The following is a 24,288-nucleotide window of genomic DNA, read 5'->3' on the forward strand; positions in this document are numbered from 1 at the left end:
GACTGTTCCTATGCACGGTTAGCGGTGGGACTTCGGGTGTGGGACATGCTGTTCCCGCCGCTGCTGCTCATCTCACGAGACCATCTGCAACACAATACTGGCAGCGGCGGCGCGCGCATCCACCTTGCGCATCTCAGCAAACCGCCGGCCCGTGGCCTCGCGATGCAAGGCCACAGCGCACATATCAACCAAGTCACCCTCGTGGCTTGGCACGACCGCTTCAGGCAGGGAAACGCCCCTATGTGGACCAGCACCCCTGCCCTTCAGTCAGTGCCGGCTCAAAAGCCGCCCAACACCTGCTTGCCGATCACGCGGCCGCTTTCTTGCTTCAGATGGGCGGCGCGCAGGGCTTCGATGGTAAGGGCGTCTCCTCTTTCGGTGACGGTGGATTGCAGGGTGCCTGCATCGATCATCTCGGCGACACGGTTCAACAGGTCACGCTGGGCAGAAATATCTTCAGTGCCGAACATCGAGCGGGTGAACATGAATTCCCAATGGATGCTCAAAGCCTTGGGCTTTGCCGCCTTGATGTCGAGAGCTTCGGGATCATCAATCAAGGCGATCTGACCGCGAGGTGCGATCAGATCGATGATCGCGGGCCAGTGCTGGTCCGTCGCGGTCAGCGCGGCGACATAGGTGGGCACAAGACCAAGGTCAGCCACCTGCGCAGCCAGATCGCCACGGTGGTCCACCACGTGATCCGCCCCCATCTTGCGCACCCAGTCCTGCGTTTCGGGCCGCGAGGCAGTGGCAATAGCCGTGAGCCCGGTCAACGCCTTGGCGAGTTGGATCAAAATCGACCCCACCCCTCCGGCACCGCCGATGACCAGTAGCGTCTGGCCACTGCCGCCCCCCTCGGTCAGGCGAAAGGCGTCAAACAGCATTTCCCAAGCGGTGATCGACGTAAGCGGCAGTCCGGCGGCATCGACAAAGTCGAGGCTGGCAGGCTTGCGTCCCACGATCCGTTCGTCCACCGCATGAAATTCAGCATTGGTACCGGCGCGGGTGACATCACCGGCGTAATATACCGCGTCGCCGACCTTGTAGCCTGTCACCTCATCGCCGGTTTCAGTGACGACGCCAGCCGCATCGAACCCAAGCACGCGCGCAGCGCCTTCAGGCTCTACGCCGGCGCGCAGTTTGACGTCCACCGGGTTGACCGAGATCCCCTCGACCGCGACCAAAAGATCGCGTGGTCCGACCACTGGCTGGTCCATTTCAATAATTTCGAGCGTGTCTGCGTTGCCCGCTGCGTTGTAGCCGATGGCTTTCATGAGTTGATCCTTTTTTCTGTTAAGGGAGAGATAGCCTTTGCAAAACCGTAAAAATACGGCAGTTTTCCGAGTTAATTATTCGGTTTCTGGAGATAATGCCGTGGACACTGATAACCTGCGCCTTTTTGTCATGGCCGCCGATAGGTTGAATATCTCTGCCGCTGGACGCGATCTTGGTCTTGCACCGGCGGTGGCCAGCGCACGGCTCGCCAAGTTGGAGCAAGAGCTTGGTGTCGAGCTGCTGCACCGGACCACGCGCAAGGTGTCGCTGTCCCTCGAGGGGTCCGATTTCCTTCCCTATGCTCGCGAGATTCTGGCACAGGCAGAGGCAGCCAAAGCCGTCCTTGGCGGCAGTGAAACCAGCCCGAAGGGCACGTTGCGCTTTGCCGCGCCAAGCAGTTTTGCGCAGCGGCATATCATGCCTTTGTTGCCCAGGTTCCACGCATTGTATCCAGACCTGACGCTGGACCTCCGCCTATCCGACACCCGCTTCGATGCGATCGAGGGCAGTTTTGACCTTGCCCTACGCAGCGCGCCCCTGACAGACAGCAGCCTCAAGGGGCGCAGGCTGGCGGAAGACACCCGCGTGTTATGCGCCTCTCGCGATTATATCGAAGCGCATGGCGCACCGCAGACCCCGGCAGAGCTTGATGGGCATCGGTTCACTGCCTGGAAAGACCTAGAGCCACGCGAACTGATCGGACCCGAGGGGGCGACCGCGCGTCTTGATCCGGCACACATGACCTGCCGTACCATCGTGGACGACGGCGACGCGCAGCGCGAAGCGACCCTTGCCGGTGCGGGCGTGTCGATCAACTCGCTCTGGAGCGTCACTGACGAGCTTGCCTCGGGCCGCCTGATACGGGTGTTGCCGAAATGGAAGCTGAACGACAATTCGGTTTTGTGGCTGGTCTATCCCCGCTCGAACGTGCTCACCCCGAAAACACGGATCTTGATCGACTTTTTAATCGGCAATTTAGCCACCCGCGCCGAGTGGGGTGCCTGACCGCGGTGCGCCAAAATTGCTCGGAACGATCATGGCGCACAAGCTCATGCGGCGTGTGCAGTTCCTGCCCCACCCATTCGACGCGGATCACGCGCGAATAGGCGAGGCAAGGCAGTGTCAGCACGACATGACTATCGTGACCTAAGGTTCAGGCCCCCGGCGGGTCATTGGCACCGCGTCCGATCGGCAGGGCGACCGGCGTTGCAGCACAGATCTCGCGTAGCGCCGATTTTAGCCCTTCTTCGAGGGTTGGATGGTAGAACGGCATCTTCAAAAGGTCGCTCGCCGTTTCGCCGCGCTGGATCGCGTGGATCAGCAGATGCGCCATGTGGTCCGCTCCGGGGCAAAACAATTCGGCACCCGTCAGACGCCCGTCAGGTGCCGCCGCATAAAGCCGGACAAGACCCTTCGCGCGCGCTTCGACTTTGGCGCGGCCCTGATCTGCATAAGAGGCGCAGCCGGTTAACGTGTTCTCATCCGGACCCTCGCCGAGTATGGCGAGCGGCGGATCGCTAAAGGTTAGCGTGAAGGTCGGCATACGCGGGTGGGCATCCATCGACGGATAAGCGGCGGCGTTGCTCCCTGCCACGCTTCCCTCGTCGCTTGCCTCGTGCAGCACGGCCGCGTCAGCGTTCACGTCACCCGCGATAAAAATGGGCGTGTCGCCGCATTGCAGCGTGGTGCGGTCAAAGACCGGCACACCATGCTCGTCAAGCTCAAGCCCTGCCGCGTCAAGCCCGAGACCGTCAAAGGCAGGCGGACGGCCGGTCGCGACGAGAACGCGGTCGAACGCGCGCTTGCCGCTGGAAGCACCGGACCACGACAGTTGCACGCGACCATCGAGTTTTTCCACATTCACGTCGACGCCAAGATGGAGCGGAAGCTCCTCCCCGATGATGTCGACAAGTGCGGCCTGCACGTCTGAATCCTGCGCCCCGCCGAGTGTATCGCCATGATCAAAAAGGACCGTGTCGACGCCAAGCCGCGACATAGCCTGCGCCAGTTCCAGCCCGATCGCACCGCCCCCGATCACCGCGAGAGACGCGGGCAGATCTTGCATCTCGAACACGCTCTCGTTGGTGAGGGCAAGATCGCCGAGGCCCTCGAACGGCTCGGGAATACGCGCATAAGATCCGGTCGCGATCACAATTGCCTTGGCGCTTACCGTGTCGCCGTTGTCGAGGGTAAGCGCGTTCTGACCTGTGAAATGCGCGCGTGCCTGAATACAGGTCCCAGCCGGCAGAGTGTCGAACGATGCACGAGTTGCTTTCACAAATTTGTCACGCTCGCGGCGGACGCGTTCTAGCACCCCCTGCCCGTCGACTTCGACATGTCCCACATCAACACCGAATACGCCCGTGCCACGTGCATTATGCGCCGCGTTTGCCGCAGCGATAAGAAGCTTGGACGGCATGCAGCCAGTGTTTGCACACAGCGTGCCGCGGAAGGCCTCGTCGATCAGGAGAGTGCGCGCGCCGTCGCGACGCGCGCTCCGCTCGGCACCGAGGCCGGCAGTGCCGGCCCCGATGATAGCGACATCGGTGTCATGATGCGCCATCACTTCGCCTCTTGATCCGTCATATAAATCGATTTGGCGTTGACGAACTCCTTCATGCCAAAGCCGCCATGCTCGCGCCCGTAGCCCGAGTTCTTCACACCGCCGAATGGCATGTTCGGAAGCGCAATATTGTAGCCGTTGAGCGTGATCATACCGGTATCGAACTGCTCGCTCGCCAGCTTGCGTGCGCGCGCCTCGTCACGGCTGAAGATACCACCACCAAGGCCATAACGACTATCGTTGGCGATACGCATGGCGTCTTCGTCGTTCTCGGCACGGATCACAGAGGCGACGGGACCAAACAGCTCATCGTCATAGGCGGGCTGGCCAGGCTTCACGTCGACCAGCACGGTCGCGGGGTAATAGGCACCCTTGCGGTCCGGCGTCTCGCCTCCGACCACGGCGCGTGCGCCTTTTTTGACGCTTTCTGCCACCTGCTCCGCCAGTTTGTCGCGCAGATCGTTGCGCGCCATTGGTCCAAGGCCGGTGTTGGCGTCCGTCGGATCACCCATCTTGATCGCTTTCATCTTCTGGGTGTAGCCCTCGACGAAAGCGTCGTAATTTTTCGCCGTAACGATAAAGCGCTTACCGTTCACGCAGGTCTGGCCGTTGTTGTAGATCCGCGCCGTGACACAAGTATCCACCGCGAGATCGATATCGGCATCGTCCAGAACGATGTAAGCGTCGTTCGATCCAAGTTCGAGCACGGACTTTTTCAGCTGCTCCGCCGCTTTCTGCGCCACGGTCCGGCCAGCGGTATCGCTGCCTGTCAGGGTCACGCCGCGCACCAGATCGTTTTCAATAACCAGATCGGACTGGTCGTGGTCAATCAAGAGCACCGTAAAGAGGTTCTTTGGAAGGCCTGCTCGCTCCATCAGATCACGCAGGAAAAGCCCCGACCCGGTACAGTTTTCCGCGTGCTTGAGAAGAACCCCGTTGCCCGTCATCAAGTTAGAGATGGCGTAGCGCACCACCTGATAGCAGGGGAAATTCCACGGCTGGATACCATAAATGACGCCCAGAGGGGCATAGTGGACGACACCCGTGCCACCGGGAATATCGCGTTCCTCGTCGGCCAGCGCGTCAGGTCCGTGATCAGCAGTGAAGTTACAAATTTGCACGCACAGATCGATCTCGTCGCGGCTGTCGCCGATCAGCTTGCCGACCTCGCGGGTCATGAGCTGGGCAAAATCTTCTTTGCTATTGGAAAGCTCCTCACCAATCGCCCGAATGATCTTGGCGCGGTCCGTGGTCGATTTCAGCCGCCAATCAAGGAAAGCGTCATGGCATCCGCGCACGGCGTCGCGCGCCTCGTCGTTGGTCATGAGGGTGTAGGTTTCCAGAGTTTCCTCTGTCGCTGGATTGATGGTGGTGATCTGGCCGGTCATGAATGCCTCCGCACTGATTACAAATGAATTCTAGGGAGACAACGTATCCTTTCTGCATTCGTTCCTTGTGTGCGATTATGCTGCACGCACATTATGGAGAGCAGATTGAAACCTCCAAGGGTTTCGGCCCTGTTTCGGTGAAGGCGATCCATGATGGAGCGCCCCCCCTTGAAAAACAAACAATCGAAAGTGAATAGAATATGTCGTCACATGGCTATGAAACGGGGCGGCTCGACCTGCCTTTTGTCGGGATCGCGACTTTTGGCAAAAGGCCCTACGTGCAGGATTGGGACAAGATCGACGCTGATGTTGCGGTTCTAGGGGCACCGTTTGATTTCGGGTGTCAGTTCCGGTCAGGGGCTCGATTTGGTCCGCGTTCTGTTCGTGAAGCGTCCACGCTTTTCAGCTTTGGTCATGCGGGTGCCTATGATCACGAAGACGATGCGACGTATCTGGATGCCTCTGTGCGGATCGTGGACATTGGGGACGCCGATATCATCCATACCAAAACCGACGAAAGCCACGCCAATATTGCCTATGGGGTTAAGAAGATTCTCGACGCTGGTGCCCTGCCCGTGACCATTGGTGGCGACCATTCGATCAACATTCCTTGCATTAAAGCCTTTGAAGATAATTGTGCCGAAAACGGCCCGATCCATGTGGTGCAGATCGACGCTCATCTTGATTTCGTCGATGAACGCAAGGGCGTCACCGACGGGCACGGCAACCCGATGCGCCGCGCCTTAGAAAGGGACTATGTATCCGGCATGACCCAATTGGGCATCCGCAACGTGTCCTCGACCGCAAGAGAAGGCTACATTGATGCGCGCGCACGGGGATCCGATATCTTGTCTGTGCGCCAAGTGCGCGCGCTTGGCACGCAGTCGGTTCTCGAGCGGATTCCGGAAGGTGCTCGCTATTACGTCACAGTTGATATTGATGCGTTTTGCCCGTCCATCGCGCCGGGCACTGGCACGCCAAGTCATGGCGGGTTCCACTACTATGACGTATTGGAAATACTTCAAGGTCTCAGCAAGCGGGGCGATGTGGTCGGCATCGATCTGGTCGAAGTCGCCCCCGCCTATGATCCCTCTGAAAGCACGCAGATCTTGGCCGCACAGCTTTTGCTGAACTTCATCGGCTTTATTTTCCATAATAAAAAGCAGACATCAGCATGATGGACCGTCCCTGACATCTCTAGATTTCTACGGCTGCAAAAATACTGCAGTTTCAGGAGTGCTGAGTTAAGGCCCACTGCCGATCTTGGATACATCGATATAACGTCCCGCCAACGTTGGGTTGTTGATGTCAGCGGGCGTGGTGGATCAAAAGGTCCACCGATGCCCAGACTAAGCGCCTAATGGGCCTCAATTTCGCCTAATTCGCCCACTAGGAGAAAAGCTGGTTAAATTAAAAAGTAACGCAGAAGCGTAAAATTTTATGCTAAACGACAGGGCTTTGAGTTCCTCTCAAAAGCGGCGTTTGGACATTATGAAAAGTGCATGAGCAAATTTAACAGCACTCCCCCTAGCGCAAACGGAATTACCGCCCCAACAGGAACTGTGCCCGCACGTATTGATCCAAAATTCATCATAGCCGTTACTTTCGGATTTTTTATCCTGTTGGCGTTTATGACCTATCAGATCGCGACCGTTATGGTTCACCATGGGGTGGAACGTGATGCGTCCCGGCGCTCGCTCGAGTGGGCGGAATTTGCGGTAAAACAGGTTCCTGAAATAGCTGCCTTGGCTGACGGGGTGCCGATTAAACCAGAAAACTGGGACGCGTTCCGAGATCTCGCCAGCTTTGGCGGCGTCTTCCGTTTCAAGATTTTCAGCCCCGATGGGGTGCTCCGCTTTGAGTCGGATGACCCCACCGCCACAGGCGAAAGTCTGGGCAAGCACAATGCAATTGCCGCATCCGTTGTGAAAACCGGCGAGGCCTATACTACCGTAGAGAACGGGCGGTCGAAGCCCAATCGGCCTGATCTATATAGCGAAACCTATTTGCCGGTATATGACAGCGGGCGACTGGTCGCGATCGCTGAGACCTACATGGACCAAACGAGCAAGACCGCGGCCGTGCGCGTTGAATACGCTTTCGTCGGTGTGCTGATGGCCGGTATGATCCTGCTGGCACTCTCCATCCCATCGGCTGGCTTATGGCTTATGTTCCGGCGGCTCAAATACAACAATGAACAGTTAAAGTATGCCCAGATACGCGCAATGGCCTCTGACAAAAGCAAGAGCGAATTTATTTCGACGGTTAGCCATGAGTTACGGACGCCATTAACGTCGATAAAAGGCTCCCTCGAAATGTTAAAATCAGGAAAGATAATTGAATTGTCGGTCGCCGCAGAAAGATTGGTGGCGATGGCGGCAAAGAATTCGAATATTCTAAATTTGCTCGTAAACGATCTACTGGATTTCGAGAGAATTGATACAGGAAACCTTGAGGTGTCCAAGCGCCCTTCGGATATCGTCTCCATTGTAAGAGATGAAATCGAGACCATGATGTCCTATGATACGGAACAAGAGGTAGAATACTTCTATACAGGGGACGACGGGCCGCTCATCGGCAATGTTGATCCTGACAGAATAGCCCAGGTTGTTCGAAACTTGCTTTCAAACGCTGTCAAATTCTCACCGAAAAATGGAAAGATTTTCGTTTCTGTTAGAAAGGAAATCGGGGCAGTGCGGATTGACGTTGCGGACTCTGGGTGCGGTATCTCACCAGGCGATTGCACGAGAATTTTTGACAAATTTATCCAAGTCGATTCATCAGACACACGAAAGCACCGCGGCACAGGACTGGGTTTGGCTATTTCCAAGGGTATAGTCGAGGCCCATGGCGGTGATATCGGCGTGACCAGTGTCGAGGGTGTCGGGAGCGAATTCTATGTCGTCGTGCCAATCGGCATCGAAGATAAACGGGTGCCTTTGCAAGACGCCGCCTAAGCCTTCTTTTGCTGGCGGCGCAGGCATCCTAAGCGCGGTAAAGAAGACGGTGAAGAAACCGCCTGAATTCTACATCTGCCCCCCCTTGAAAATGGGGGATTACCCCCTCAACACAGGCCCGCGCATTTGCCCAGCGACGACACTGCTAGTCGCCCTCTTGCCCGGCACCCGCCCCGGCGCGGCTTTCTGCGGTGGCAGGGGCATAGGTGCGGTGCGCATAGTTTTCCAGCGTACGCATTGTCTCTCTTGTTACATCACGATCAGAGCATAGCCGAACCGCCCCGTCTGCCTGTCCAATGGTCCGGGACAGGGTAACTATTCCCGTTTCCGCCACGAGCAGCACAGCCTCTTCCCCCTTCACCCGCGGCGTGCTGTCTCCGAGACTAAGAGTGACCCCGCCCCATTCCAAAGCCACGCTGACCCCGGCAGATCGGGCGGCCTCGCAGGCAAAGGGGGCCAGCAGAAGGGGCACCGCGACATCGCCCAGTTGTAGTTCCTTTCCGTCCTTTAGATCGTCTGCCTGATCGCAAATCAACGCGCCCGCAATAATCGGGCAGAGCAGACCGTTCCGCGCGCGCGAGATACCCTCCTTTTCTTGTTGCAGCGCGAGGTCGGAATAGGGCTTTCCATCGTTCTGGCGCAATAACTCGGATAGCAGCCAAGGGCCGGGGAACCCATTATCACTGAGCCAGCGCACCGCCTTGCCCGCCTCTTCGGCAAGCCCCCAGCTCATGCCACCGCCCCGCGCGGCTTTGCGTGCGAGGGCTTCGATTTCATTGAGCGAACAGATCACACCGGCACCTCTACCAATGCGGGATAGGTCCAGCCCGCGAACTCCATCTCGGTCAGTTCATGCGGGAATGGCGCGTTGCGGAACATGTTGATCCGCACCCAACGATCCGAGCGCGGGTCAAAATGGCAGGCCCCGAAAAACGACAGTTTGGCGCGCAACAGGTCAATGGGCAGGATATCGGCGCTGACGGTGTTGTCGCGGATTTCGGCATAGGGGTGGCGGGCGACAATCTGCACGCGGCGCAGGATGTGCCGGTGTTCGGGATGGCGCAGGAGGAAATCCGCAACGCGGATCTGGTCAGGCTCGCCACTGAGTTGGTTGAACAACATCGCCGCATCACGACCCGGTGCCAGCGGCTGTTCATAGGGCGCGACCGGCTCCAGATGGCGCTCTCCCAAGCGTGGCTCGAGTTTCTCGGCGGAAACATACCACGCCTTGGCCTGACTCTCGGGGCTGTCCCAGTCGATCTTGAGCGCCCAAGCATAGTCACGCTCAAGGATGCCGCGCAACTGGGCCGCGGTCATGCTGCCGTCGATGCGGAACCCAGCGCCCTCATCCGCGCTCATCCGGCTGGGCAGGTCGTCGACCAGCGCGCCGTAAGGTTCCATCATCAGCGCTACGAGAAGCTCTTGCCCCTCAAGGCTCAGCGCGCCTTCGGCCCAGCGATAGAGCGTATCCCACGGCATTGGCGCATTAAGCGCGCCGCTTCCCAAATGCGCGTCGAGCCGGTCAAGGTCTGTCTTTAGCCCAGCAATCTTGTCGCATTGTAGCGGATGTTCTGAATGCCAGTCATCCACGTTGCGCCGTCCCCGGCGCAGCATGGTCAAAAAGGCCTCCGTCTCTTCAGATGAGACAACGGGGAGAGCGCGCACACGGGCCAGCGCGGTCTCGCGTGCTTTGATCCAGTTGTTGAGCAGAATGGGGTGGTTCAGCAGGAAGGGTGCCATGCCAAGCCCCGTTGAATTGCCGATGCCAAAGCGGCGGCGCAAGGCGCCATCAAGTTTGACGGCCCCCTCCCCGCCGCGACATGCAGCAAGGTGCTCGACAAGATCAAGCACGAAGCCACGGATCAAGAAAACCGTCAGCATCTCGGCTTGGAAGGGCGCGGCAAACTCGGGCCGATCGGCAATGCTCTCGCGGTCTGCAGCACCAAGCTTGCCGGAGCCGTAGACCGCCGTGGTGCGCATCAGGTAGCCCACCGCATCGACGTCCGCCGCCTGCGGTTGTTCGCCCCGGCTCAGACAATCGACGACATGATCGAACAGGCGCACCGAACGGTTCGCGCGGGAAACCGTGATCTCGGATGTCGTGACCCGTCCGGCCTCTTGCAGCGGGATATTCTGCGACAGACGGGTGATGTCGGCGTCAGTGGGCAGGCCATCGAAGAGGGTAAAGGTCGTGTCCCAAGCGGTGGCGATCACCCGGTCGGAACGTTGTTCGGGCGGCAGATCATGGGCAAAGGCGACAAGGCTATAGCTGCGGGACGGGCCGTGCATGGTATATACCGCATGGCCCACGCCTTGTGCGTCAATCTCGAAGGCGCGACGTTCAAAGCGCCAGTTTTCGGCCTTGAGCCGCCGCAGCAGCACCCGCATGAAAGACAGCCGCGATTGGTGGAACGATCCCATCCGCGCCAGCCGCATTACGGTCTGTGCAGGGCGCAGGGCGACGCGGTCTGGGTTGAGCTGGTCATGTTTCATCACGCGCCTCCTCTTGCATGATATCATAGTCTCATGCCGGGCACCCCATTTCGGGCAGCCCGGCGACGTTCTCAAGCCGTGCCGCGACCCTTGGCCAAGGTGATGCGAAGTGCATCCCAGAGCGAGGGCAGAAGCACCAGCGACACCGGCACCGCGGTAACGACGATAAAGCTTTGTAGCTTGCCGACACCGCCAGCGCCGAGCGAGATGAGGATCACCGCCATCAGTCCCATGCCGACGCCCCAGAACACCCGGACCGGCATCGACGACATGTCCTCGTCCGACATGGCGACCGAAATCACATAGGTCATCGAGTCGCCCGTTGTGGCCACGAAGATCGTGGTCAGGATCAGGAACAAGAGCGATATGATGAAGCCCAAAGGCAGTTGTTGCGTGATCGCCAGAAGGGCCGCCGGCAGGTTGAACCCCTCAAAGGCGGTCGAGACCGAGCCGGTGTTGCCAAGTTCAAACGCGATCCCCGAGCCACCGACGATGGTGAACCAAAAGGTGGTAACGATCGGCGCGACCAGCGACAGCATCACGATGATCGACCGGATCGACCGCCCTCGCGAGACACGCGCGATGAACATCGCCATCAGCGGGCCATAGCCCATGAACCAGCCCCAAAAGAACACCGTCCACCAGCCCAGCCAGCCCGGTTCTCCGAAAAGCCCTGCCTCGCCGCGATAAAGCGCCATGCCAAAGAAGTTCCCAAAGTAGGAGCCAAGGCCCGCGAAGTAGCTTTTGAAGATAAAGACCGTCGGGCCGAAAACCAGCATGAAGAGCAGCAAGCCAGCGGCGAGGATCACGTTGATCTTGCTAAGCAGCTGAATGCCGCGGGTCAGTCCTGTCATGGCCGAAATCGTATAGAGCGCGACCAGCGCCGCGATCACCAAGGCCTGCGTGGCAAAGCTGTCGGGGATGCCAAAGAGCGTGTTTAACCCGTAGCTGACCTGTAGCCCCAGGAAACCAATCGGCCCCACAGTGCCCGCGACCACGGCAATGATGCATGACGCATCTGCAGCCAAGCCAATCGGCCCCTTGATCGCTCGCTCGCCAAACAGCGGATAAAGCAGCGTGCGCGGCGCGAGCGGCAGGCCCTTGTCATAGTGGTAATGCATCAGCATCACCGTGGTCAGCGCACCAAGGATCGCCCAAGCGAGGAACCCCCAATGCATAAAGCTTTGCGCCAGCGCGGGCGCGACAGCTTCGGGTGTGCCTGCTTCGGCCCCGAAAAGCGGCGGCGAGGACAGGAAATGCGCCATCGGCTCACCCGCAGCCCAAAAGACACCTCCCCCGGCAAGCAGGGTACACATGATCATCGACCCCCATTGGAAGGTCGAGAATTCCGGTCGTGCCAGCCCGCCCATGATCGCGCGACTGCCCGGCAGGACGATCAGCACCAACCCGATCAGGAAAGTAGCCAGCAAGAGCACCTGCCAATAGAGACCGAAATACTTGGCCGAGAAGGCAAAGCTGCTGTCGACGATCGCCGAAAGCATTTCGAGGTCAAGAAGCGCCAGAAGGCAGAAGACCGCGATGAAGCCTCCCGTGATGGCAAAGAGTGGTTTGTTGATATGTCCGGCACTTGGCGTTTGCGCCACCGGGCTTTGTGTTTGGTCCGTCATCCCATCCTCCCTGAAGGAAATTCGTCGTTATGCGTCGGGCTTGCGGATCATTCCGCTGCCCGCTGAGCCTGCGTCTTGCGCGCAGTGCCAAAGCTGTTGTCAAAGAAGCGCAGCCAGTTCTCTCCCATGATCCCGGCCACTTCCTGTGCGTCGAAACCCACGGTCCGCAGACCGGTTTCAACGTTTCCAAAATCGCGGTTGTCGCGGAACCAGTCGGGCATGTCCGGAAACCCCGGTGCCGCGGCCGATCCTTCGCCGTAGTCGATCCGTTTGGTCCAGCGTCCCATACGCATCCAGTCAACCACGCTGTCAGGGTGATCTTGGCAAAGGTCCGAGCCGATCCCGAGGCTGCCCACCCCGACCATCTCGGCTGTCCGCGCTACCATTTCGCAAAAGCTCTGCAAGGTGCAGGCGCTCTTGTCTTTCAAGTGATGCGGGTAAAGCGAAAACCCGATCATGCCGCCGCTTTCCGTCAGTGCACGAATGACCGCGTCGGATTTATTGCGCCGTGCCGGTGCCCATTGGGCCGGGTTCGCGTGCGTAATCGCGATGGGGCGTGCGGAATGCTCTATTGCCTCAAATGTAGAGCGGTCTGCCGAATGGCTCATATCGACCACGAGGCCCACGCGGTTCATCTCTTCGATCACTTCACGGCCCATACGGCTCAGGCCCGGGTCTTCCCGCTCGTAGCAGCCCGTCGCCAGCAGCGACTGGTTGTTGTAGCTCAACTGCATGAAGCGCGCGCCGAGGGTGTGGACGATCTCGACAAGGCCGATGTCATCCTCAATGGGGCTGGGGTTCTGGAAGCCAAAGAAGATCGCCGTGCGTCCCGTTTCCTTCGCGCGGCCCACATCATCGCCCGTTCGGCCTTGAAAGATGAGGTCCGGAAACTGCTCGAACCGGCGGTTCCAGGCTTCGATGTTCAGCACCGTTTCGCGGAAGTTCTCGTGGTAGGCGATGGTCACATGCACCGCATCCACGCCGCCTTCGCGCATCTGGCGAAAGATCTTCTCTGACCAATTCGCGTATTGCAGACAGTCGATGCGGTAGCTCACGCCAGTTCCTCCGGCGTGCCAGCGGCGATATAGGCGGTCTTGACCGTGGTGTAGAATTCGGCGGCATAGGAGCCTTGCTCGCGCGGGCCGTAAGACGAGTTACCCCGCCCGCCAAAGGGCACATGATAGTCAGTGCCAGCAGTAGGCAAATTGACCATAACGCAGCCGGTGCGGGCATTTCGGCGGAAATGCGTGGCCCGCGCGATGGAGCGGGTGACGATGCCCGAAGTCAGGCCAAATTCGGTGTCGTTGACCACCTCAAGCGCCTCGGCATAGCTGCCGACCTTGATGACGCAGGCGATGGGGGCGAACATCTCTTCGCGGTTGATGCGCATGGCGTTCGTGGTGCCCGTAAACACCGCCGGAGACATGTAGTAGCCCTCGGTGTCCATACTCAACCGTTCGCCGCCACATTCCAGCACCGCGCCTTCGGATTTGCCCAGTTCGATATAGCCGAGGTTGGCCTGAAGCTGCTCTTCGCTGACCACCGGCCCGATTTGCGTGCCCTTTGCCAGTGCGGGGCCGACCTTCATCGCCTTGGCCCCCGCCACCAGCTTTTCGACAAAGACGTCGTGCACCGCCGCGTGCACCACCAACCGCGAAGACGCCGTGCATTTCTGCCCCGACCCGCCAAAGGCACCGCCAAGCGCGAGATTGACGGCGAGGTCAAGGTCAGCGTCATCCAGCACAGCAAGCGCGTTTTTCGAGCCCATCTCCATCTGGATCTTGGTAAAATTCTGCACGGCGGCAGCGGCGATCCCGCGCCCCACTGGCACCGAACCGGTAAAGGAAATCGCATCCAATGCAGGGCTTTCCACCAGCGTTTGACCAATCTCGCGGCCTGCGCCCATGACGAGGTTGAACAAACCATCGGGAATGTCTTGGCGGCTGATGATCTCGGTCAGTGCCACGGCTGAGGCGGGAGTGACATTGGCGGGCTTCCAGACCACCGCGTTGCCATAAGCCAGCGCCGGCGCGATTTTCCAGCTCGCGGTCGCCGTTGGGAAGTTCCAAGGGCTGATCACAGCCACCACCCCAACCGGCTCGCGCCGCACGTCGATCTCTACGCCTGCGCGGACGCTGTCGGCCGTGTCCCCAATCTGGCGCAGGCATTCGGCAGCGTAGTAGGTAAAGAACTGTCCGGCGCGGTAGACTTCGCCCTTGCCTTCGGCCAGTGGCTTGCCCTCTTCGCGCGACAAAAGTTCGCCCAACTCGGGGGCGCGGCGCATCAGTTCGGTGCCGATAGCCATCAATACGTCATGCCGGCGCTCGGGGCCGTAACCTGCCCAAATCGCCTGCGCCCGTCGGGCCGCGCTCAATGCCTCGTCAAGCTGCGCAGCGCTGGCCTGTGCATAGCGGCCAACAATCTCGGTCAGGTCCGACGGGTTTCGGTTCTCGATCTCTGCGGTGCCCGCGACCCACGCGCCTGCGATGTAATTGCGATTGAGGTCCGTCATGACATTCATTGGGCTGTCTCCTGTCTGGCCGGGGTGTCCCGGATGCTTGGCGACAGTAAGCCTGAATATGACGCTTCAATCAAATTCGATTAAATTGAATTTACTACAGGAAACTTGAATTTACTGCCCCGCCTGTTCGGCTTCAAGCGCTGCCAAGAACGCCTGTGCTGCTGGCGGCAAGAGGCGGCGGGGTTGGGAAACGAGGTAAAGATGACGCTGTGCATTGCTCTGCGCGAGCGGCAGAAATACCAATCTCGGATCGTCCTCTGGCACCGCACGGCGCGGCAGCAAGGTAAGCCCAACCCCACCGCGCACCAGCGCCAGCAATGACGCAGTATTGGGCACCGACATTGCCGCTGCGTCGAGAATGGGGGCAAACTCCGGGTCCTCGATGAGATGGCACAGCCCATGTGTAATGAAATCACGCGCTGCGAGGTCAGCCCAAATCACAGGCTTCCCACGCAGCGCCAGCGCATCTTCCGGCGCGCAGACCACGCCGAAGGGATCAGAGAAAAGCAGCTTGCGATCAAAATCTGGCCCACCCGCGATGCTGCCCAGCCCGATGTCCGCGCGTTCGGCCTCCATCTCGCGCTGCACGGCCGCGCTGTCCATGTCGCGCATGTCGATGCGTACTTTGGGGTGATCGCGGCGGAAACGCCGGATCACAGCGGGCAGCACCACAGTCGCCACCGAGGGCGTCACCGCCAGCCGCACCTGTCCTTCTTCGGCACGCGATAGCCCCTCAATGGCCGAAACAGTCCGCCCGAAGTGATCGATCTCGCGCCGAGCCTCGCTATAGATCATGTCACCCAAAGGTGTCAGCCGCGCTTTTCGCGCCGTCTCGAACAGGGCCGCGCCCACATGTTCCTCAAATTGCTTGAGCATCATCGACACCGCCGAAGGGGTGCGCGCCAACTGCAATGCGGCATCGTTCAGGTTGCCCTGTTCCACCACTGCGCAAAAGCAGCGCAGCATTTCGATCTTAATCGCCAATTTCAAATTCCCTGAAGTAGATTTCAGATAATGAACTTTGCCTGAACATACTCCTCCTGTCTACATGGCGTCAGATAGTTGCAAGGAACACTTCATGACAAACAGCCTCAGAAAAATCGGCGGCTCGGCTCGCTTTTCGGCAATTTCCATTCACAACGGCCAAGTGCATCTTGCCGGTCAGGTTTCACAGTTGAAAGAGGGCGATATCGCGGTTCAGTCGCGCGACGTTTTTGCCAAGATCGATGAGCTTCTTGGTCAGGCTGGCACCAGCCGCGAGAACCTCATTTCGGTGCAAATTTGGCTTGCTGATATGGCCGATTACGCCGGGATGAACGCGGTCTGGGACGATTGGGTCTCGTCCGTTGTGCCGCCAACCCGTGTCTGCGTCGAAGCACGCATGGCGCAGCCGCATTATCTTATAGAGGTGCTGGCCATCGCCGCGGAGGAATAACGCTCGGTGCCCGCGCCATTCTGACCGTGCTATTCGACAACACCCTCAAACAGGCGGCGGATCACATCGCCTTTCGCAAGGCGGTCATGGCCGCTTGTGGATACTGTTGAGCGAGCTGGTGGGCGGCCCCTGAACTTCACTCAGGTTTCAGTCCGCCCACCCGATGGGGTTGGCGCTCGGCAGATATGTTCCTATAATGTTCTTGTGATTATAGAGTAGCATCAAATGACGTATCAGTTTCGAGGCCAAACCCACGCAGTGGAACGGCTATACCTTGATTTCGATAGCTTTTTTGCGACGGCAGAGCAGCATTTCAATCCCGACCTGCGCGGCAAGCCTGTGGGGGTGATCCCGCTCGATTCGCCTCATACGGGCTGCATTGCAATCAGCCGCGAGGCAAAGGCGCTCGGGCTAAAGTCTATGGCAAAAATGTCAGAGGCGCGGGCATTGATCCCTGACATGATTTTTGTCGTCGCGCGGCATGATGTCTATGTACGCCTGCACAATCGCATTTTGGAGGTCATAGAGACCTGCCTGCCCGTGGCCAAGGTCCGGTCGATTGACGAGGTGGTCTGCCATCTGCTGCCCAGTGAGGCACGCGAGGGCGAAGCTCTGGCGCGCCGCATCAAACGGGCCTTGGCGGCGAATTTCAGCGATTTGCTGACGTGCTCTATCGGGATGGCCCCCACTGAAACGCTGGCTAAGATCGGGGCCGAAATGAACAAGCCGGATGGTTTCGCCCTGATCGAAGCCACTGCGCTACCGGATCAGTTGGCGCATTTGGCACTGCGAAAGTTGCCCGGAATTTCACAGGGCATGGAGGCACGTCTGAACGCCGCCGGTATTTCGGATTTTGAGGGGCTTTGGCGTCTTGCCCCGAAACAGGCGCGTGCGATTTGGGGCAGCGTCGAGGGAGAGCGGTTCTGGTGCGAGCTTCATGGCACGCATGCGGAACGCCCAGCCACGGTTAAGCGCATGTTTGGGCACAGCCGGATGTTGCCGGCAGATTGGCGTAACCCCGATAAGCTGCGCGAATGTGCGCAGCAACTCACGATCAGCGCAGGCCGTCGGCTGCGGCGCGCTAATCTGCGAGCAACCAAGCTGTCGCTGGGTTTTCGCGGCGGGGAGCGACCGATGTCACGCACAGGCAAAGCCGACCTTCGTTGGGGGTGGGAAGCGCAATTTCTCCCTGCGCGGGACGATCACCGTTTTCTCACTGCGCTTAACGAAGCGCTGACCGCTGCGCGTGCCGCCCTACCCTTCCGGCCAAGATCGGTCAGTGTGATGTTGCATGGATTGGTAAGCGATGAGAACATGACCGAGGATCTTTTCAGCGACCACGACACCGGCAATGGCACAATGCGTGATGAACAAAACCGCTGGGAGGACGTGAGCGATGTCATGGACAGATTGCGTGCGACCCATGGGCCGGATGCGATTTCACTCGGCCCGCGCAGCCCCGTGCCGGGCGGCTATCTGGGTGCCAAAATCGCCTTTGGTCGGATTCCGGATCAAGCTGATTTTGGCGATGCGCCCGTTTCGGACCACGACACACATTTTTGCAGTTTCTGATGGCCGGTAAAGCCTATCCCGTGACCCCGGACGGTCGTTATTTTCTGGTGAAGGACCGCTTGTGGCGCTGCACCGACCCTGCCCTTTCCGAGGCGGAACGCACTGCGCAGGTAAAGCGGCTTATGCAGGCGCGGTCTTTGGTAAAAACAGCAAAATCCGATGATGAATTGAGAGAGGCGCGCAAGCAGGTGCAGGCGGCAAAGGTTGCGCTCGGCGAACGGGGGCCGGTCTGGTGGGACGACGGCGCGCCGGACGTGAACCGTCACCACCCCAAGAATACGCCCTATGCTGATTGGTGGCGCAGCCTTCCGAGCGACTAACGCGTGTCCTTAACGATGGCGATGCGGTAGATTCCGCTAAGGTCCTTGGTGTCGACCGGCGTGCCACCTTGCTTGATCAATATTGCACCCTCGTCGGCCAGCTTAATCGCCTGCTCGCGTATAGGATCCATCAAAGGCCGCCACGCCGCCTCGTCCTGCCCTCCAAGATGGCGGGCAACTTCGGAGGGGCAAATCGTCTTATCCGCGCCTCGTGCTGCGGCGAGGTCAACAATAGCGGCGGCAATACCCGCGGGATCTGCAAAGGGCTTCATGCGGTCAACCTTCCGTAGCCTCGATGCACAGTCCATCGCGTAAAGCCCAATCCGACAGCCCTGTCTTCATACCACCCCATCTGCGGATCGCGCGTTCATTTGAAGACCTTATTGCCCCAATATACACGCAAATTAATGTTCATATACCCTGTGTGTAACCACTGACGCTGCGCTCAGATATTGAAAGTCATGCGTCTCAGAACCAAAAATGGCACGCTTTTCAGCGCGCCATTCAGAACGTCGTTTATCAGATTGAGAGCGTCTTCTTATTCGGTGCCCGAGACCTTTTTGACACCTTTGACGGCCAATCGGCCCGCGCCAACAGTGCCTTTGACCGCAGTTTTAGCGACGAAACCAGTTGCCCCCACGGTGTTGTCTACGACTTGTTCGGTGGAACAGGCCGAGAGGCTTGCCAGTGCGCCGATCATTGCGGCGATAAGTACTACTTTTGCATTCAACATACTCAGTTTCCTTTTGTGCATCAGGCCTTGGCCTGTCCTTCAAAGCGACCCCCCGGAAAGGAAGCGGCAGCAGCAGCTACCCTTTGGGCTCGAATACCCGAATCTCCGTTCTTCGCCTTGCTGACATCTACATAAGGACTTTTATGCCATTCTAATAACGAATAAGAATGATGTTTGAGGCAAGTTTAGCTTATGGATTGGCGATGGATATTACCCTGATCAAAACGTTCCTTGAGGTTGCCAACACAGGTTCGTTCGTTGCCGCGAGAGATCGGCTTTTTGTAACGCAATCGGCCATCAGCCTGCGCATTCAGCGTCTCGAGGATAGTTTGGGGCACCAGCTGTTCATCCGATCCAAGGCGGGTGCAGTCTTGACGGCCGAGGGTCAACAGTTCGAGCCCTATGCGCTGAGCCTTTTGAAAATCTGGGAGGAAGCGCGGCAGAAAATCTCCATCCCGCATGGGTATTCGCGCGCCCTCAGTATCGGCGCGCAATATTCGCTTTGGCCGGGCTTGGGCTTTCGCTGGCTCGATGCGCTACAAACAAGGATGCCCGAGCTTAGTGTGCATGGCGAGGTTGGCATGCCAGACCGCATCACACGATTTCTTGTTGAGGGCGTGGTTCAGGCAGCACTCTTATACACGCCCCAGCTTCGGCCCGGCCTGATCGTTGAACCGGCATTGGACGATGAGTTGATCCTTGTTGCCTCTTATCCCAACGCGACACTGGAAAACCTTGACGGGTATGTTGCCGTGGATTGGGGACCAGAGTTCACCCACGCGCTTGCGATTGCTCTCCCTCATCTTACGGATTCTGGCCAATCACTGGCGTTGGGTGCCTTGGCGATGGAGTATATCGTCAACCGGCATGCGGCTGGTTTCTTGCCCGCCAGATCGGTCAGGCGCTATTTGAACGAAGAAAAGCTTTACATTGTGGCGGACGCGCCACGGTTTCATTACCCTTCTTGGATCGTTTGGCGCGAGGACATTGATGCTGATCTAGCCGAGTTGGCCCGCACGACATTGAAGGCCGTCGTGCATGCGGCTGAAAAAGATCAGGAATATCTCGTAGACGAATTATCCGCCATGGAGGATTATGAACCGGTGCTACCTCCCCAAATTACAAACGACTAATTATCGTTTTATGTATAACTAAATTGAATTATCCTCACCTTAACTGTGGCGTTAAACCCTGATCCAGCAGAGATGCTTTCGGACCATTCCCGGTTCGGATCACTTCTTTTGGGGAAGGATTGACCCATGAACACTCTCGCAAAATTTGCCACAGTTTCCACTCTGGCGCTGATCATTGCTGCACCTGTATCAGCCCAAAGCACATTGACCGGCGTAACCGGTTTGAATGACCAAATCGACGATATCACAACCGAAGTCGAGCGCGACCAGCGTCGCGGTCAAGACGCGGATCGCTTTGGCGCAAATGGCGTGGCCCAAGGCTGGCGCGGTTCGTTTGCGCTCTCTGCGTCCGGTACATCCGGCAACACCGACAACGGTGAATTGGCAGGCGCTGGCCGGCTGACCTACGGTATTGGCGACTGGAACCACCTTGTCGGGTTCGCCGTGGAATACGGCGAAGCCAATGGCATTAAGAACGAAGAAAAGTTCTTTGGCACATATGAAGCCAGCCGTTACTTCACACCGGAATTCTACATGTTCGGGATTGGCCGCTTCCAGTATGATGGCCTGCTAACCGACAACACCGGCGCGATTATCCCCGGCACAGAAACCGATGCCTTCCTTGGCTTTGGCCCCGGCTACCGGGTCTTGAACGAACCTGACCACACATGGCGTGTCCAAGCAGGCCCCGGTGCGCGTTACTACAAAGACGCAGCTGGCGTATCTGATACTGAATTCGGATTTATTGTGTCTTCGCGCTATTTCTACGCTTTGACAGATACGGTTTCTTTCACCAATGACACCGACATTCTTGGATCGGATGCAAACACGATCTTCTCGAACGATGCAGGCATCAACTACAAGATGTCGAACAATCTGTCGACACGCGTGAGCTATCGCACAGACTACAACACCGACCCGTCTGCCGGTCTCAAATCGACCGACAATACCCTGGGCGTTTCGCTGGTCCTGGGCTTCTAAAACCAGGCTAGACCTTCGGTAGGTTTCACCTCGTACTACCGAAGGGTGCTTTGACCAGAGAATGGGGGAACCCTTTCTCTGGTCTATTTCAGGCTGTTGCGAAATCCTGTCAAACAGGCACGAGCACGCACATGTTATACCGCTTATCAGACGCCCTTCACCCGCAGGCGCAGCGCGCGGATACCCGGCAACAGAACCAGCAAGACCGCAACGATCAGAAGCCCCAATGTCATCGGACGCTCCCAAATGAAAGATAGCCCGCCATAAAGCTGCATTGAACGGGCAAAATTGTCTTCCATCATGCCGCCCAGGATAAAGCCGATGAGCAAGGGTGGCAGCGGAAAATTCGCGAATTTCAGCGCAATGCCGCAGACCCCAAAGGCGACCAGCAGCAGCAATTCGGTAGCGTTGTTTTGGCCTATATACGCGCCCATCAAAGTGAAAAACAAAATGAACGGGATCAGATAATTGCGCGGGATTGCGAGGACCTTGGCGATATAGGGGATCAGCGGCAGGTTCAGGATCAACAAGACGAAATTACCGATGAACATGGACATGATGACAGCCCAGAAAATCTGCGGCTCGTCGATCATAAGGCGTGGCCCCGGTGTGACGTTCAGCGCGATCAACGCACCCAGCAGAATGGCCGTCGTGCCAGACCCCGGGATACCAAGCGTAAGCAATGGCACGAACGATCCGGTACACGCGGCGTTGTTGGCGGTTTCGGGTGCAGCAAGACCTTTGATCGACCCTTTGCCGAATTCGTCCTGCTCGTGTTTTGGCGCGATATTACGCTCGACGGCGTAGCCCAAGAACGAAGCGATCGTCGCCCCAGCCCCTGGCAGAACACCGATGAAAAACCCCTGAACGGATTGGCGACCGATGACAGGTGCTATGGCGCGCGCCTCTGCGCGGGTAATGCGCAAATCTTTGATTTCGCCACCGCTGTCGCCCATGTTCTTAGGCTTGAGTACAAGAAATATCGCTTCTGGCAGGGCAAACATCGCCATCGCCAAGGTGACAAATCCGAACCCCGACTGTAGCTCCATCATGCCGCCGGTAAAGCGGGGCATGTTGAACAACGACCCAAGACCGACGGTTGCCATCATCAGACCCAGCACCGTCATCAGCAACGCTTTGGCGACCTGACCGTTTCCTGCAAAGGCCGCGATGGCCGACAGTCCGACGACCATCAGTCCGAAGTATTCGGCAGAGTGGAACAGCAGCGCGACAGAGCTTAGCATCGGGGCAAAAATCATCAGCAATATAGCACCGACCGTGCCGCCCGCGAAACTGGCGATGGCCGCGATCGTCAGCGCCTTGCCCGCTTTGCCCTGCATCGCCATCGGATAGCCGTCAAAGCTGGAGGCAACGGTCCCTGCGACACCGGGCGCATTAAGCAGGATTGACGATGTCGACCCGCCAAAGATCGCGCCGTAATACACCCCTGCGAGCAGGATCAGCGCAGCGGATGGATCACCCAGTGAAATGGCAATCGGGATCATGATCGCGATGATCGACATCGGCCCGAGACCCGGCAGCATGCCAATGAACGTGCCGATCAGACAGCCGCCAATGACCATCGCAAGGTTTTGGACAGACAGAGCCGTTTGCAGGCCAATCAGTATTCCTTCGAGCATGCGGTCAGTTCCCCAAGAAGAATGGCAATGGGCGCAGAAAAATCCCGAGGATTTCCTGCACTAGATACCAGATGGTCCCCGCCGTCAGCAGCGACACAGGGATCATCACATGCCATCTGCGTTCACCCAAGATGAACGATCCGGCGACCAGAAAGGCGGTGGTTGATCCAAGAAACCCCAACGGGCGCAGGCACAGCGCATAGGCCACCATCAACGCCAGCATCAAGACCGCCTGCCCGAGCTTGTAATCCGTCAGACGGCGGTGATCGATCTCGCCGATCACTTGCTCTCCCTTTTCAAGGCCAAGCAGAATGACGAGCGACAGCACAGTGCCGAGTATCGACAGGATTTTCGGGAACGAGCTGGGCCAAACTGGTTTGCGCTGCATAAAAGGCGCCAAATTGGCGTCCATCGTGAACCACGCGACGTAGCCATAAAGTAAACAAGTGCTCAACAGAACAAGAGCGATCCAACGATCCAAGGCCATGCGACCAACCCCCCCAAATTTAAAAAGTTAAAGCGGGCGGCGCAGCCTATGCGCCGCCCGCTTTATTAGGCTTACAAGAAGCCTAGTTGGCGCATCAGATCACCGATAACCTGCTCTTGGTTGTCAAGGAATGTCCGGAAATCGTCGCCGGGGTTGTGGATGTTGACCCAACCGTTGCGGGCGCGCACGGCCTCCCATTCTTCGGTGTCATACATCTTTTTGATCACATCCTGATAGGCCGCTAGATCTTCTGCTGGAAGACCCGGTGCTGCAAAGAAGCCGCGCCAGTTGACGAACGTCGTGTCGATGCCTTGCTCCATCATCGTCATCGACTCTGGCGACGCCGGCACGCGTTCTGGGGATGTAACGCCGATGATCTTAATTTCGCCCGCTTCGGACAGATCAATCGCCTCGGAGAGACCCGTGGACAGCGCCTTGATCTCACCCGATAGCAACGCTGCCATCGCGGTGCCGCCTGCATCATAGGGGATGTAGTTCACATCGAGCGCATCGCGCCCGGCTGCTTGCATCACCATTGCCGCAACAACGTGATCAAGGCCGCCGGGAACAGACCCGCCACCGATGGGCGTGCCAGCAGCGTCCGCGTCATAGGCCGCGAGGAAGTCTTCCATCGAGTTGATCGGGCTGTCTTTGCCAACCACGAGGGCCGCATAATCGCCGATCGTCCCCGACACCAACGTCAGATCGCGGTAGGTCTGCGAAATCTCACCCGTCAGGCCACGGATGACTAGCGGGGTCGAATTGACCATCAGCGTGCCATAGTTACTCTCGGCGTTTTCGATCAGATACGCGATCGCTGTTCCGCCGCCCCCACCCGACATGTTCTCGTAGGACGCAGCACCAATAAGCCCGGATTCCGTCAGAGCTTCCCCCGTGCCGCGTGCTGTTCCATCCCAACCGCCGCCAGCACCGCCGGGAACCAGGAAATGGATGCTGTCGAGCACTTGGTGACTGTCCGCAAATGCAGACGTTCCAAAACCAAGCGTCGCGACAGCCGTCGCGATCAGGGCACGACGGCCCATCTTAAAAGTTGTCATTGTCTTCTCCCTTTTGATAGCCGTTCTCCCTACGGCTCTGTCGGACGAGACAATCACATCAACCTGACATAGACCTGTCATCAGCCTTCTAAAGGACAAAGAGC

At 58.3% G+C, this 24,288-nt stretch carries 22 protein-coding genes; 8 read left to right on the forward strand and 14 right to left on the reverse strand.

Going from position 1 to position 24,288, the window contains the following annotated elements; genetic code table 11:
* Nucleotides 1-278: 278 nt before the first annotated feature.
* Complete coding sequence (locus E5180_RS08330; RefSeq protein ID WP_138923970.1) at nucleotides 279-1,274, reverse strand: zinc-binding alcohol dehydrogenase family protein; 996 nt, start codon at nucleotides 1,272-1,274, stop codon at nucleotides 279-281.
* 100 nt (nucleotides 1,275-1,374) lie between these two features.
* Here E5180_RS08330 and E5180_RS08335 point away from each other — a divergent pair, with 100 nt between their 5' ends.
* A complete protein-coding gene (locus E5180_RS08335; RefSeq protein ID WP_138923971.1) occupies nucleotides 1,375-2,280 on the forward strand; it encodes a LysR family transcriptional regulator in 906 nt (301 codons plus the stop codon).
* Between the two features lie 148 nt (nucleotides 2,281-2,428).
* Here E5180_RS08335 and E5180_RS08340 read toward each other — a convergent pair whose 3' ends face one another.
* Nucleotides 2,429-3,838, reverse strand: a complete 1,410-nt coding sequence (locus tag E5180_RS08340) for a dihydrolipoyl dehydrogenase (protein WP_138923972.1) — start codon at nucleotides 3,836-3,838, stop codon at nucleotides 2,429-2,431.
* Complete coding sequence (locus tag E5180_RS08345; protein ID WP_138923973.1) at nucleotides 3,838-5,226, reverse strand: NAD-dependent succinate-semialdehyde dehydrogenase; 1,389 nt, start codon at nucleotides 5,224-5,226, stop codon at nucleotides 3,838-3,840. The genes E5180_RS08340 and E5180_RS08345 overlap by 1 nt, the downstream gene beginning before the upstream one ends.
* 200 nt (nucleotides 5,227-5,426) lie before the next feature.
* Between E5180_RS08345 and speB the strand changes: the two genes are divergently transcribed.
* Both speB and E5180_RS08355 read left to right on the forward strand, forming a co-directional pair.
* Nucleotides 5,427-6,404, forward strand: a complete 978-nt coding sequence (gene speB, locus E5180_RS08350) for an agmatinase (RefSeq protein ID WP_138923974.1) — start codon at nucleotides 5,427-5,429, stop codon at nucleotides 6,402-6,404.
* Nucleotides 6,405-6,728: 324 nt separating this feature from the next.
* A complete protein-coding gene (locus E5180_RS08355; protein WP_138923975.1) occupies nucleotides 6,729-8,183 on the forward strand; it encodes a sensor histidine kinase in 1,455 nt (484 codons plus the stop codon).
* Between the two features lie 145 nt (nucleotides 8,184-8,328).
* On the opposite strand, the gene E5180_RS08360 is transcribed toward E5180_RS08355, so the two are convergent.
* The 6 genes from E5180_RS08360 to E5180_RS08385 form a co-directional block, all read right to left on the reverse strand.
* Entirely contained in the window at nucleotides 8,329-8,976 is a 648-nt protein-coding gene (locus E5180_RS08360; RefSeq protein ID WP_171048924.1) for a DUF3726 domain-containing protein, read from the reverse strand.
* Nucleotides 8,973-10,676, reverse strand: a complete 1,704-nt coding sequence (locus tag E5180_RS08365) for a hypothetical protein (RefSeq protein ID WP_138923977.1) — start codon at nucleotides 10,674-10,676, stop codon at nucleotides 8,973-8,975. The genes E5180_RS08360 and E5180_RS08365 overlap by 4 nt, the downstream gene beginning before the upstream one ends.
* Before the next feature lie 71 nt (nucleotides 10,677-10,747).
* Complete coding sequence (locus E5180_RS08370) at nucleotides 10,748-12,304, reverse strand: BCCT family transporter (protein WP_138923978.1); 1,557 nt, start codon at nucleotides 12,302-12,304, stop codon at nucleotides 10,748-10,750.
* Between the two features lie 47 nt (nucleotides 12,305-12,351).
* Nucleotides 12,352-13,359: a membrane dipeptidase gene (locus E5180_RS08375; RefSeq protein WP_138923979.1), complete on the reverse strand. Its 1,008-nt coding sequence runs from the start codon at nucleotides 13,357-13,359 to the stop codon at nucleotides 12,352-12,354.
* The gene (locus E5180_RS08380; RefSeq protein WP_138925167.1) at nucleotides 13,356-14,816 is read right to left on the reverse strand and encodes an aldehyde dehydrogenase family protein; all 1,461 of its coding nucleotides are present in this window, start codon (nucleotides 14,814-14,816) and stop codon (nucleotides 13,356-13,358) included. Before E5180_RS08380 ends, E5180_RS08375 begins: the two co-directional genes overlap by 4 nt.
* A 120-nt stretch (nucleotides 14,817-14,936) precedes the next feature.
* Nucleotides 14,937-15,809: a LysR family transcriptional regulator gene (locus E5180_RS08385; protein ID WP_138923980.1), complete on the reverse strand. Its 873-nt coding sequence runs from the start codon at nucleotides 15,807-15,809 to the stop codon at nucleotides 14,937-14,939.
* A 94-nt stretch (nucleotides 15,810-15,903) separates the two neighbouring features.
* Here E5180_RS08385 and E5180_RS08390 point away from each other — a divergent pair, with 94 nt between their 5' ends.
* The 3 genes from E5180_RS08390 to E5180_RS08400 all read left to right on the forward strand — a co-directional run bounded on the left by E5180_RS08390 (nucleotide 15,904) and on the right by E5180_RS08400 (nucleotide 18,152).
* On the forward strand, nucleotides 15,904-16,260 hold the full coding sequence (locus tag E5180_RS08390; RefSeq protein ID WP_138923981.1) for a RidA family protein: 357 nt from the start codon (nucleotides 15,904-15,906) through the stop codon (nucleotides 16,258-16,260).
* 225 nt (nucleotides 16,261-16,485) lie between these two features.
* Entirely contained in the window at nucleotides 16,486-17,832 is a 1,347-nt protein-coding gene (locus E5180_RS08395; protein ID WP_138923982.1) for a Y-family DNA polymerase, read from the forward strand.
* On the forward strand, nucleotides 17,832-18,152 hold the full coding sequence (locus E5180_RS08400; RefSeq protein WP_138923983.1) for a hypothetical protein: 321 nt from the start codon (nucleotides 17,832-17,834) through the stop codon (nucleotides 18,150-18,152). Before E5180_RS08395 ends, E5180_RS08400 begins: the two co-directional genes overlap by 1 nt.
* On the opposite strand, the gene E5180_RS08405 is transcribed toward E5180_RS08400, so the two are convergent.
* Together E5180_RS08405 and E5180_RS08410 are read right to left on the reverse strand one after the other, a co-directional pair.
* Nucleotides 18,149-18,424: a DUF3253 domain-containing protein gene (locus E5180_RS08405; RefSeq protein ID WP_138923984.1), complete on the reverse strand. Its 276-nt coding sequence runs from the start codon at nucleotides 18,422-18,424 to the stop codon at nucleotides 18,149-18,151. The two genes, E5180_RS08400 and E5180_RS08405, sit on opposite strands and share 4 nt — an antisense overlap.
* 266 nt (nucleotides 18,425-18,690) lie before the next feature.
* Entirely contained in the window at nucleotides 18,691-18,885 is a 195-nt protein-coding gene (locus E5180_RS08410; RefSeq protein ID WP_093734450.1) for a hypothetical protein, read from the reverse strand.
* A 203-nt stretch (nucleotides 18,886-19,088) separates the two neighbouring features.
* On the opposite strand from E5180_RS08410, the gene E5180_RS08415 reads away from it, so the two are divergent.
* Complete coding sequence (locus E5180_RS08415) at nucleotides 19,089-20,018, forward strand: LysR family transcriptional regulator (RefSeq protein WP_171048925.1); 930 nt, start codon at nucleotides 19,089-19,091, stop codon at nucleotides 20,016-20,018.
* A gap of 126 nt (nucleotides 20,019-20,144) precedes the next feature.
* A complete protein-coding gene (locus tag E5180_RS08420; RefSeq protein WP_138923986.1) occupies nucleotides 20,145-20,999 on the forward strand; it encodes a DUF481 domain-containing protein in 855 nt (284 codons plus the stop codon).
* A 146-nt stretch (nucleotides 21,000-21,145) separates the two neighbouring features.
* Here E5180_RS08420 and E5180_RS08425 read toward each other — a convergent pair whose 3' ends face one another.
* The 3 genes from E5180_RS08425 to E5180_RS08435 form a co-directional block, all read right to left on the reverse strand.
* Complete coding sequence (locus tag E5180_RS08425) at nucleotides 21,146-22,639, reverse strand: tripartite tricarboxylate transporter permease (protein WP_138923987.1); 1,494 nt, start codon at nucleotides 22,637-22,639, stop codon at nucleotides 21,146-21,148.
* Between the two features lie 4 nt (nucleotides 22,640-22,643).
* Nucleotides 22,644-23,126 (reverse strand): tripartite tricarboxylate transporter TctB family protein, encoded by a 483-nt coding sequence (locus E5180_RS08430; protein WP_138923988.1) that lies wholly within the window; start codon nucleotides 23,124-23,126, stop codon nucleotides 22,644-22,646.
* A gap of 71 nt (nucleotides 23,127-23,197) precedes the next feature.
* Entirely contained in the window at nucleotides 23,198-24,184 is a 987-nt protein-coding gene (locus E5180_RS08435; RefSeq protein WP_138923989.1) for a Bug family tripartite tricarboxylate transporter substrate binding protein, read from the reverse strand.
* Between the last annotated feature and the right edge of the window lie 104 nt (nucleotides 24,185-24,288).

Source organism: Sulfitobacter sp. BSw21498, assembly GCF_006064855.1.
GTDB lineage: Bacteria > Pseudomonadota > Alphaproteobacteria > Rhodobacterales > Rhodobacteraceae > Sulfitobacter.

What these genes read in the sequence shown, in the direction of transcription:
- speB (WP_138923974.1), top strand. Translation starts at nt 5,427, where the DNA reads ATGTCGTCACATGGCTATGAAACGGGGCGGCTCGACCTGCCTTTTGTC.
- E5180_RS08390 (WP_138923981.1), top strand. Translation starts at nt 15,904, where the DNA reads ATGACAAACAGCCTCAGAAAAATCGGCGGCTCGGCTCGCTTTTCGGCA.
- E5180_RS08410 (WP_093734450.1), bottom strand. Translation starts at nt 18,885, where the DNA reads ATGTTGAATGCAAAAGTAGTACTTATCGCCGCAATGATCGGCGCACTG.
- E5180_RS08415 (WP_171048925.1), top strand. Translation starts at nt 19,089, where the DNA reads ATGGATATTACCCTGATCAAAACGTTCCTTGAGGTTGCCAACACAGGT.
- E5180_RS08365 (WP_138923977.1), bottom strand. Translation starts at nt 10,676, where the DNA reads ATGAAACATGACCAGCTCAACCCAGACCGCGTCGCCCTGCGCCCTGCA.
- E5180_RS08400 (WP_138923983.1), top strand. Translation starts at nt 17,832, where the DNA reads ATGGCCGGTAAAGCCTATCCCGTGACCCCGGACGGTCGTTATTTTCTG.
- E5180_RS08380 (WP_138925167.1), bottom strand. Translation starts at nt 14,816, where the DNA reads ATGACGGACCTCAATCGCAATTACATCGCAGGCGCGTGGGTCGCGGGC.
- E5180_RS08425 (WP_138923987.1), bottom strand. Translation starts at nt 22,639, where the DNA reads ATGCTCGAAGGAATACTGATTGGCCTGCAAACGGCTCTGTCTGTCCAA.
- E5180_RS08395 (WP_138923982.1), top strand. Translation starts at nt 16,486, where the DNA reads ATGACGTATCAGTTTCGAGGCCAAACCCACGCAGTGGAACGGCTATAC.
- E5180_RS08435 (WP_138923989.1), bottom strand. Translation starts at nt 24,184, where the DNA reads ATGACAACTTTTAAGATGGGCCGTCGTGCCCTGATCGCGACGGCTGTC.
- E5180_RS08345 (WP_138923973.1), bottom strand. Translation starts at nt 5,226, where the DNA reads ATGACCGGCCAGATCACCACCATCAATCCAGCGACAGAGGAAACTCTG.
- E5180_RS08370 (WP_138923978.1), bottom strand. Translation starts at nt 12,304, where the DNA reads ATGACGGACCAAACACAAAGCCCGGTGGCGCAAACGCCAAGTGCCGGA.
- E5180_RS08420 (WP_138923986.1), top strand. Translation starts at nt 20,145, where the DNA reads ATGAACACTCTCGCAAAATTTGCCACAGTTTCCACTCTGGCGCTGATC.
- E5180_RS08430 (WP_138923988.1), bottom strand. Translation starts at nt 23,126, where the DNA reads ATGGCCTTGGATCGTTGGATCGCTCTTGTTCTGTTGAGCACTTGTTTA.
- E5180_RS08330 (WP_138923970.1), bottom strand. Translation starts at nt 1,274, where the DNA reads ATGAAAGCCATCGGCTACAACGCAGCGGGCAACGCAGACACGCTCGAA.
- E5180_RS08405 (WP_138923984.1), bottom strand. Translation starts at nt 18,424, where the DNA reads ATGAAGCCCTTTGCAGATCCCGCGGGTATTGCCGCCGCTATTGTTGAC.
- E5180_RS08355 (WP_138923975.1), top strand. Translation starts at nt 6,729, where the DNA reads ATGAGCAAATTTAACAGCACTCCCCCTAGCGCAAACGGAATTACCGCC.
- E5180_RS08340 (WP_138923972.1), bottom strand. Translation starts at nt 3,838, where the DNA reads ATGGCGCATCATGACACCGATGTCGCTATCATCGGGGCCGGCACTGCC.